Annotated in this window: 9 protein-coding genes and 1 tRNA gene; 4 read left to right on the plus strand and 6 right to left on the minus strand. The window is 42.8% G+C overall.

What is annotated here, in order from left to right; all coding sequences use genetic code 11:
- Window positions 1-146: 146 nt before the first annotated feature.
- From NJ959_RS01080 to NJ959_RS01095, 5 genes are all read right to left on the minus strand, one after another.
- Window positions 147-1124, minus strand: a complete 978-nt coding sequence (locus NJ959_RS01080; protein WP_254009888.1) for a helix-turn-helix domain-containing protein — start codon at window positions 1122-1124, stop codon at window positions 147-149.
- The gene (locus tag NJ959_RS01085; RefSeq protein WP_254009889.1) at window positions 1121-2071 is read right to left on the minus strand and encodes a hypothetical protein; all 951 of its coding nucleotides are present in this window, start codon (window positions 2069-2071) and stop codon (window positions 1121-1123) included. The genes NJ959_RS01080 and NJ959_RS01085 overlap by 4 nt, the downstream gene beginning before the upstream one ends.
- Window positions 2072-2145: 74 nt before the next feature.
- On the minus strand, window positions 2146-2559 hold the full coding sequence (locus tag NJ959_RS01090) for a zinc ribbon domain-containing protein (protein ID WP_254009890.1): 414 nt from the start codon (window positions 2557-2559) through the stop codon (window positions 2146-2148).
- Window positions 2498-2770 carry a hypothetical protein gene (locus NJ959_RS30545; protein WP_373693581.1) on the minus strand — a complete coding sequence of 91 codons (273 nt, stop codon included), beginning with the start codon at window positions 2768-2770 and terminating at the stop codon, window positions 2498-2500. Before NJ959_RS30545 ends, NJ959_RS01090 begins: the two co-directional genes overlap by 62 nt.
- 456 nt (window positions 2771-3226) lie before the next feature.
- Window positions 3227-3886, minus strand: a complete 660-nt coding sequence (locus NJ959_RS01095; protein WP_254009891.1) for an Npun_F0813 family protein — start codon at window positions 3884-3886, stop codon at window positions 3227-3229.
- A gap of 416 nt (window positions 3887-4302) precedes the next feature.
- Between NJ959_RS01095 and NJ959_RS01100 the strand changes: the two genes are divergently transcribed.
- Both NJ959_RS01100 and NJ959_RS01105 read left to right on the plus strand, forming a co-directional pair.
- Window positions 4303-4375 (plus strand) — tRNA-Arg (locus NJ959_RS01100).
- Between the two features lie 194 nt (window positions 4376-4569).
- Entirely contained in the window at window positions 4570-4839 is a 270-nt protein-coding gene (locus tag NJ959_RS01105) for a glutaredoxin family protein (RefSeq protein WP_254009892.1), read from the plus strand.
- Between the two features lie 76 nt (window positions 4840-4915).
- Here the strand turns inward: NJ959_RS01105 and NJ959_RS01110 are convergent, their stop codons facing one another.
- Window positions 4916-5563 (minus strand): Uma2 family endonuclease, encoded by a 648-nt coding sequence (locus NJ959_RS01110; RefSeq protein ID WP_254009893.1) that lies wholly within the window; start codon window positions 5561-5563, stop codon window positions 4916-4918.
- A 169-nt stretch (window positions 5564-5732) separates the two neighbouring features.
- Here NJ959_RS01110 and NJ959_RS01115 point away from each other — a divergent pair, with 169 nt between their 5' ends.
- The gene (locus NJ959_RS01115) at window positions 5733-7280 is read left to right on the plus strand and encodes a UDP-N-acetylmuramoyl-L-alanyl-D-glutamate--2,6-diaminopimelate ligase (protein ID WP_254009894.1); all 1548 of its coding nucleotides are present in this window, start codon (window positions 5733-5735) and stop codon (window positions 7278-7280) included.
- 674 nt (window positions 7281-7954) lie between these two features.
- Window positions 7955-9376: a sensor histidine kinase gene (locus NJ959_RS01120; protein ID WP_254009895.1), complete on the plus strand. Its 1422-nt coding sequence runs from the start codon at window positions 7955-7957 to the stop codon at window positions 9374-9376.
- Window positions 9377-10002 lie beyond the last annotated feature (626 nt).

Consider the following 10002-nt stretch of genomic DNA (forward strand, 5'->3'; position numbering starts at 1 on the left):
TTTTGTCTGTCTAGACGCGGTTTCAACCGCCAGTCTGAACAAGCCTATTTCCGCACCTGCTAGCCTATCAATTGGATTACCAACGGATCGATAATACTAATTAAGCAATAGCTAATAGCTAATAGCCATTAGCCATTAGCCATTAGTCAATTATTGGTATATAAAGAGTAAACCTGACCATCAATTAACAGCCTGGTAATACCCTTTGCCTGCAAATGGGAGCTAGTCTTGTGAAGCATTTGAGGATCGGGAACTTTAATTACTCGTTGGGAACGGTTGGAAAAACGCCGCGCCACTCTATGGTTGTCAAAGATAGGCAATGTTTTTTGCTGGATCTCTTCAACCGGAATTTGTCCCAAGTCGCTAAACTCCTTGAGAGGGCGAGTAATCAATTCAGCCGCTCGATCTACTACCAAATAGCAGATTTTGGGCAGGGATGCTTCAGACAGCGGTAAAACCTTTACGTCAATACCACTCCTGATATGAGGAGCTAAGATTAGTTCATGACCATGAATATCATCATCATCCTCATCTAAATCATCATCCCAATCATCCAAATCATCATCCAAATCATCATCTAAATCATCATCTAAATCTCGATCCAGGAACTCCTTCCTCTCGCCAGTTTTTCCCTGAACTATTTCAACCAGAATATCTTCTGGCTCATCGAATTTCCTTTTAGGTTTAGGCAGATTAAGATTTAATGGCAGCTCAGTTTGAATCGCCTTTTTCTCATAATCAACTTGAGGACCGATCAAAGAACGTTTCCGCCGCCGACGTTGGTCGCTATCTGTGGAATCTAAAAATTCATCCTCAGAGTTTATCGATGGCTGAATTATCTCTTCAACAGGCAATAATTTAGCTTCTGATACCACGTCCACTTCACTTGATATGGCAGAGTATGTGGACATAACCAAGGATGCACCACCGGGCGTGCGGTTCAATCGCTTTTGCTGGATGAGCGCTTCATATTCTGACTCTAACAAGCTGCTTTTGAGGAAGCGGCTAATAGTTGAGTTACTCACGCCATAACGTTCAGCCAGAGTTGAGGTTGTCTCTTCTGGATGTCGGTACAGTTTCAAAATATCTTTTTTATCAGTTTCAGTCAGTTTTCTAGGACTCATTGCTTACCCTCAGTACGCCGACGATTACTACGACGGGATCGGCTTGATACGTCATATTCCAGAGCAGCCCCTATAGCAAAGAGTACCGCACTGAAAATAAAAAATACATCTAGTAGACCCCCACTTTCATATTCTTGACCTTTAGCTTTCGCGATTGCATCGGCATACTTAAATCCCATATCAGCAATATAAAGCGACAATGTTGCAGCGGCAATCATCCGCCACGACTGGGCAAAACGTCCGCCCCAAAACGCTAATAATAGCGTTGAAGCCAGGATTAGTAGACAAACATCCAAAACAATATAGAGGAAATTGACCTGTCTGGATAGCGGACTGAGTAAATTGTCAATACCGACAACCCATCCTGGCAAATTTTTGGCAGTTTCGAGGGCGACAACGGCTTGAGTTGGATCGTTAGCCCCTGGTGCGGCAACCAAAATCCAAATCGCGAAGGCAATCCCCACAGCCGCAATTGCCCCAACAATTCCCCACTGCCACATCTCTAAGTTTAAACGTCTGGGCAGAACCGCTAAAACCATTCCCCAGCCAATTGATACATAAGAAATCAAGTAAAAGAAATCGGCAGGTGATACATCAGGATCGAGATGAAAATGTAGCTCCCAGACCCCAAAAATCACATTGGCGAGCAAGTAGGCGAACATTCCCAATCCTATTCCCAGCCAGACATTACGTCCACTAGGAATCTGAGGACTACCCCAATTCCTGTAACAGAGCCAAGCGGCTGCTAGGAAAGGTACGCATTCGAGAATATATGTGCCAAATAAGTACCCAAACCTGTTCTCCCCAGGAATCGTGACACTAAACAGCAGAAAAAATAACAGAGATCCTACTGCCCACGCCATCCCCCCATAGACAATATTCTGTCCTGTGAGAAGGGATTGAATTTTAGATGACTTATTTGATGACTTATTTATAGAACTCCTCATAAGATTTTGATATCCCCGATGGTAGAAATTACACTGATCTTTTGACACTCCCCTGGCTCAAGCCACGGGGATTCTTAAGACATCACTGCCTTAATATCCTGATTGCTCAGGTTCCCAGGCTCAGTACGTTTGCCGCGAGGGCGTACTGATGTCTCCTTACGTTGTTTCGGGCGTTTAAGTTCCGGGGAGTCCCCCCGTACTAGAGAAAAGGCTCTATCTCTGATGGTTTTTGCAGCACCAATATCCGCATGAGTCATGTATCCACATTGAGTACAAATGAATTTCTCTCCATCACGATTTGATTTATCAATCTGTCCACAATTGCGACATTCTTGGATTGAATGTTTGGGATTAACTTTAATTACGATTTTTCCTTGCTTTCCAGCCAGATACTCAATCTTTAAAATTAATTCAGCCCAACTTGCATCAGAAATAGAACGATTTAAACCTTTCTTTCTCGACTGTCCATTCTTTAGTTTGAATGTCACCAGCACTACGGCGAGGGTTTTTCTGATTAGAATTTTTCCCTGGTTCGCCCGTTGCCCCATTCTTGCTAACAAAACATGTTAATGGGGAAGCTGATGACTTGGTTCTAAGATCGCAGTAATCCCCTTGAATATACTGTGCTGCATATTGACTGATCCGGTCATTTAAACACCAGTTGTAATTACTTCTCAGCATACCCACCCAACTGGACATCTTGTCGGATTGAGTAAGGTTAGGACGTAGTTTGTATACAGAGTTTGTTAGCAAGTTGTCTCACCTCCTTTTTTTATTTAACTAGCTATATGTTATCATAAAAGTGATGCAAAAGTCGGACAGAAGGAAAACAAAAAGATTAAAAGTAAGCCTGACATATCGCAGATACTATAAGCTAATTTTATTGTCGGCTGAATTAGATAGAACTTGTATTCACAGCGGGTAATATTTGCACGGAAACGGAAAAAAGATACAAGTAAAAAGGTATATCACTCAACAACGCTCTTAGGGAGGCTGAAGCCTTCTTGCCCTGGGGCTAACGCCGAGCGACCCTAACATTCCCGGACTAAAGTCACGGGGTTTTCAGGTATGCTCCTTATAAAACTTAGCGGATGGTCAACCACTTGAGCCTCTGGTAACCCAGCGACGACACAATTGTTTAACCTTTTGCGCTGATTATCGCCATAATTTCCCTAGAGGAGAGGATTTCAGCCACTCCATAAAGTGGGTGCGATCGCTAGGAGGCATATCTTGCAATATATCGCTTACTCCCTCTGCAAAGTTAGTATTACCAAAATAACCTTTCCCCAAGCGATATAGTTCCTGCAATAGCGCGATCAGATGGTGTTCTTGCCAAGGGGGAACCTGTAGGTTATTCAGGGGATCGAGGGTGAGCAAGTGTTTCACTGCTTCTGGCGACTCAGCCTGGGGAAAGTGCCACTGGTGAAAGATTTCCCCAATATCTTTCTGAAATAACCCTGCTTGTCTTTGTCCCAAAAGATCCTCAATCTCGGCGAAAACCGTTTGCAGGAGTAAAAGACAGGCTTGGGTGTAAGGGACGATTTTGACATCAAGCCCCATATCATTGCCAAGTTGCTCAATACGGATTCTCCCCCAAACACTATACCTGTCTGGTTCTTCCAAGAGAACGCAGGCTTTCCCCCGATTATCGGTAAGATCTCGCCAGAAAGCCTTCGCTTCTTCAGAGCGATCCGCAGGAAACACGCTAATCAAGCGAAAGGTTTGTCCCTGATAACTGAGAATCGGAATTTGCTGCTCCCGCTTGGGGTGCTGCATACTAGAAATTTCAACATCCTGCCTTTTGAGAATAAACATAACAGTGGCAAATGACTGTCTTGGTCAGATATGTGGGGTAAGTTACCAAAGAAGGTATGAGGGCACAGGTATGAGGGTACAGGTATGAGAGATCAAAAAATTGCTCCCTTCATGCCTCATCCTTCCTACTCTATCCTTTATCCTTTATCGCTCCGATGACCCCTCGATCAATGCGAGTTGCCGTCTATGGTACAATAGTCCGAGTGGTAGTGGGTAAAACTACTGAAACAACCACTGCTCGTTTGTCCCAAGTATATTTATGCTCCGATATAACTAAACCTCTATTGCGATTTCCTCAGCGATCTAGTAAGTTAGTCAAGAACTCGCCGTCAACCTGCTTCGGGTATCATGGGAGTCCCTTTACCTCATTTAAGATGGTTTACTTTATGTAAGCTCAGATCCGATCCATTTTTCAGGCTCTCGTAGCTCAGGGGATAGAGCAAGGGATTTCTAATCCTTTGGTCGTAGGTTCAAATCCTACCGAGAGCGTATTCTCAAAGGGGCTAGGGCGTGTTTTCTGGCCTCTGAAAGGGCGAAGCATTTGGACATAAAACTTTGGGTTTCACCGATAGCTTATCGCCCAAATGCTTCGCCCCTACATCACCGTATGTCAAATTTTATACTTTGAAGACACTCCCTAGTCCCTAGTCCCTACTCCCTAGTTCTTAGTCCCCTTTCACTATATGGAGATCATTCTGTACAGTAAACCCGGTTGCCATCTGTGTGAGGGTTTACAAGACAAGCTAGAACAGATTCAAGGTTTAGAGATTGTACTAGATGTGCGAGATATTACCAGCCGCGAGGATTGGTTCCAAGCCTATCAGTACGAAGTGCCAGTCTTATGCCGAAATATTGCTGGAAGAGAAGAACCCCTCCCTCGCCCTTCTCCACGCTTGACGGTTCAGCAGTTGGTGCAAATGTTACAAAAATATTTAGATGTAACAGACTCATAGCTGATAGAGAAGTTTATTGTCCAATATCAAACCGTAAGTTTGAGTAGTGAAAAGTTTTTCAGAAAATATTGACATATTATCGATCTATTCTCTCCCTAACCCACTTCCGAAAAGCCCTTAAAGCAGCACTTGAACCTTGCGTCAAACTCATTTGGACAAACTGAGAAACCCCCTCAATAAGGGGAAAATCAGGAAAAGTAGGACTAAAAGAAGACTCAATATACTCACCCGCTTCCAGTAGATTAATCCTTAAACTTCCCTGAGAAAACTGCCATAATTCAGGTACTCCCAAAGCTTCATAAGCACTCAGTTGTGTTTTGGATGTAACATCAACTTCAATGGCTAAATCGGGAGGTGGATCTACAGTTAAATCTAATCTCCTTTTGCCAATCATTAAACGATAATTTTGAATATAAAAACAATTATCCGGCTCGATTCCTGCAGCCATATCCTTTCGCTTGAAAGTAGTTGAACCGTAACATTCGCGATCGACTTCCAACTCTTCTAGCAAAATCTTCCCCATGTCACCAATAATTTCTTTATTAAACTCATGTTCTGGCAATGGCATTCTAATTTCTAGTTGATTTTGATAGTAAGCTACTCTACTAGCTCTTTTTTCACCTAGTTCTTGCAAAATATCCTCGAACTTTGACCAGTTTACATCAGTCAAAATAATCCGCTGTCCTGGAGGAACACTTAACTGCTTGAGCTGTAATGTTACCATTGACAATTACCTTCAGGTTAACCTACTTCTATTTTAGGGCGATCGCCCCGATTCGGCAGTGCTATGATTGCTATATGGGTATCAAGTATTTAATTATTTAATTTAATATTATACAATTCGGCTAGACAGCTTACCAATTACCCATTCCCCTTTCTCTGTGAGGAGTCAGATGAAGCTACGCGATTTATTAGCAACAATTTCTAATATTGTGCCAACCCCGGCTCATTCAGCGATGGATGCTGAAATTACCGGAATTTGTACTAATTCTCACGCCTGTAAACCGGGCGATTTATTTATTGGGATGCCGGGAACCCGGGTTGATGGGGGAGAATTCTGGGAAAGTGCGATCGCAAATGGTGCGATTGCTGCCCTCATTTCTACCTCAGCAGCTCAAAAATCCCCTCCCCTAAGCAAGGGAAACTCAGAAGAAATGAGTTGTGTTATTTCAGCAGAAGATATGACTGCTGCTTGTGCCGCTGTTGCCGCTGCTTTTTACGGTTACCCAGCCCAACAGATGAAAATGATTGGGGTGACAGGTACGAATGGCAAGACTACCACCACTCACCTAATTGAATTTATCCTGACTCATGCCCAATTTCCGACAGCACTTTTTGGCACTCTCTATGCCCGTTGGCAAGGGTTTGAGCAAACAGCGGTTCATACTACCCCGTTTCCTGTTGAATTACAACAACAGCTTAAGTTAGCTGTATCAGCAGGGTGTGAGTTTGGGGTGATGGAAGTTAGTTCCCATGCCCTCGCACAAGGTAGAGTGATGGGGTGTCCTTTTACAGTTTCTGCTTTTACTAATCTTACTCAAGATCATTTGGACTACCATCGCGATATGGAGGACTATTTTGCAGCAAAAGCTTTGCTGTTTAGTCCAACTTACCTCCAAGGTAAGGCAATTATTAATGCTGACGATTTATATGGACAAAGGTTGATTAGCCAACTGAAACCAGCACAAGTTTGGAGTTATAGCGTAGAAAATCTCAATTCCCCCACTCCCGACTCCAAAAAACCCACTCCCCCTGTTGATTTATGGCTGAGTGAATTAAACTATGGAGCAACTGGAGTTAGTGGTATTCTCCATACGCCTGTAGGTGAGGCTTCTTTCCAGTTACCGTTGGTGGGTCAGTATAATTTATCTAATATGCTGGCAGCGGTGGGAACCGTTTTACATTTGGGACTAAGTTTAGATGCGGTGGTGGCAGCTTTACCTGATTTTACAGGTGTTCCCGGACGGATGGAAAGGGTACAAATTAAACCAGATCAGGATATTAGTGTAATTGTTGATTATGCTCACACTCCCGATAGTTTAGAGAATTTGCTGAAGGCTTCACGCCCTTTTATTCAGGGCAAAATGATTTGTGTGTTTGGTTGTGGAGGCGATCGCGATCGCACAAAGCGTCCCAAAATGGGTAAAATTGCCGCTGAAGGTGCTGATATTGCGGTTTTGACTTCAGATAACCCGCGCACGGAAGATCCAGAAAAGATTCTGGAAGATGTCTTGGCGGGGATCGATCCTGCGATTAAACCAATGGTAATTTGCGATCGCGCTACGGCAATTCGCACTGCTATATTACAAGCAGAACCAGGAGATGGGGTTTTAATTGCTGGGAAGGGGCATGAAGATTATCAAATTCTCGGTACGGAAAAAATCCACTTTGATGACAGAGAAGAGGCGCGAGATGCTTTAGCCCAAAGATTTGGGGATTAGTTTGATTGCCTCTGTCTCATCTGTCTTCCCCCGTTTCCTCCCCCCATGGGGGGAGGAAACGGGGGGCAGTTTCATTCTCAAATTTTACGACAGATTGAAATCTGTCGCTATACAGACAAAACCTGCCTTCGCAGGTTAGCAAGTTTTGCATTAGCTTATTAACAAATAAGTTGAACCGCCGAAGGGCGGTAAAGCCAGTGTAGCAACAGGTTAAAACCTGTTGCTGTGGGAGAATGAAACAGCCCTGGGAGGAAACGGGGGGCATAGTCTACGCAATATATCCATAACTGGTTGGTTTTTAAACTGGAATAAAGTGTAGGTTTTTTGATGGGAAACCTACAAAACCAACTCGGATTTCGACCGTAAAGTTCGCTATGCCTACGGCACGCTTCGCGAACGACAAAGTTAGTGGTCGGTAATTTCTCTTAAGCACTGTCTGCCAGATGACTGTTTAACATAAGCTTAAGCTATAACTTTGCGATAGTCTATAATTTTCAGGTCAGCTCAAAACCTAAAAAATATTTATTGAATATGGCTGTAATATAATATGTCCATATGCACAGGTGATTGCCAGTTACATGTTTGTACGGAGAAAAATCTAAAAATCGTAATTAAATTTAATGGCTCGCAATAAAGTTTAATAACTCGCAATAAATTGCAAGATGAAGGCGCAGATGACAACTCCAGATTTCTCCATCTATCAGCTAACCCTGGACAATCTTAAGATACCTCAGTCTCTTACAATCAGTCCCCTCTTGCTCAAATCATTGGTTGGGGCTATCTTCGATATCCTAGTTGAGGCAAAAATATCAGCAACTATCTGGGTTAAGCTACCCCCCGAAGCAGATTGGATTTCCAAAATCAATCAGTATCAGCAACAAGAGTGGTTTAATCAGAAGATTTATCTCTGTAGCTGTGTTGAAAATGAGAAAATTGAGGAAACAGATATTTTGTCAGAGGAAACTGAGGTTGAGGGAGACAATCGAATTGTCGCCATCCAGCTAGGAGGAGGAAATCAGCTTAAACAAGAATTATTTCTGATTGTTATCTGCGAACAGTTTACTAGTTTAATAGTTGCTCATCCCCTACCTCTAACTCAGCCAGATACAAATCGCAATGATTCATATCTAGCCATTTGTACCTTTGATCGAAAAATAATTAAACTCGTTATGGCGGGACTAAAAGGAGCAATAGCGGATAATAACTGTAAGTTGTTGGCAGATTGGGGAAATCTATTTGACAATTGGTTTAGTAACAAGGGGCTTAAGCCCCTTGTTACTGGAATTGAGTCATTTGTTACTGATTCAAATGATCGAGATTTATTGACTCAGATATTAATCAAACAATTACAAAGAACTGAAAATATTTTACAATCACCTCCGACAAGAGAACGATCTTTACCTAGTAAGGAGCGACGGAACAAGGATGAGTTTTTGAGACGAGTGGCGCAGGAACTAAAGACACCGCTGACGAATATGAAAACAGCTATAACTTTGCTGGATTCACCACAACTCAAACCATTACAGCGTCAGCGATACATGGAGCTACTCCATAAAGAATGCGATCGCCAAAATTCCTTAATTGCTGGATTCCTCGATCTAGTTGAAATCGATGAAGATCCCTATAATACAGTGATGCCTGCGGTGGAATTAGCAGAGATTATCCCCGGAATTGTCAGCACCTATCAACCACTAGCAGAAGAGAAAGGCATTCAACTTGGTTATACCATACCATCTAAGTTACCACCCGTATCCTGTTTAGATACGTGGCTGCGACAAATCACAATTAATTTGCTTAATAATAGCCTCAAATTTACCCAAACAGGAGGGAAAGTAAGAGTGCTAGCAAGTCTTCAGGGAGAATATGTTCAGGTGGCATTTAGCGATACGGGGATGGGAATTGCTCATAGCGAAATCCCGAAGATTTTCGACAGTTTTTATCGAGGCCGCCCAATTGCTGGGGAAGAAACTGGTGCTGGTTTAGGATTGACAATTGTGCAGCAATTATTACTTCGTTGTGGCGGTTCAATTTCAGTTACTAGTCAATTGGGTAAAGGTGCTACCTTTAAAGTTTTACTACCAATTGCGCCGACTTAGATTGAGTAAGTAGAGATAAACAATAGGTTAATTTGCCCAATGGTACTTGGGTGAGTTTCTGGGTTGGGATAAGTTAACCTCAAGATCCGTGGAAAAGTATGAGATTCGGGGATTGGCGGGGAATTTGTTTAATGAAACCTCCGATCCCCTCTTGGCAGATCGATTCCAGGTGTGCTTACATGGAGTAGAAGTAGATGGGTAGTGCCTTCCTTCCGGTGTTTGAGGCGGGGGAAGAGGGTTAACGGCTGTTCATTGATATGCGTAGGTTTTTAGAAGCGGTAGAGAATATTGTAAGTTTAATTGAGCTTACTGATCTAATCCTTTTGATGTCAATAGGGCAGTTGTAGGTAGGTATAGGTCAATAAAAGCATATATAGCAGTCGCCCGTGTTAGGACAAGGGGCTTAAGCCCCTTGTTAAAATTTAAGCTTAGAATGTCCTAACCACTGTGGCGGTTGCTATAGCTGAATTTATGTAAACTGGAGCTAACTCTTTTACAGAGAAGCTTTGTGGCTCATTTTACATAAATTCACATAGAGAGATTGAATTACACTCACCTACTTAGCAATCCCAGGGTGTGGCTAAATCAAAAAAGTACATTTCCTGAGCAGAATCATCAATGGAGAT

This window comes from Limnofasciculus baicalensis BBK-W-15 (assembly GCF_024178385.1).
Lineage (GTDB): Bacteria > Cyanobacteriota > Cyanobacteriia > Cyanobacteriales > Coleofasciculaceae > Limnofasciculus > Limnofasciculus baicalensis.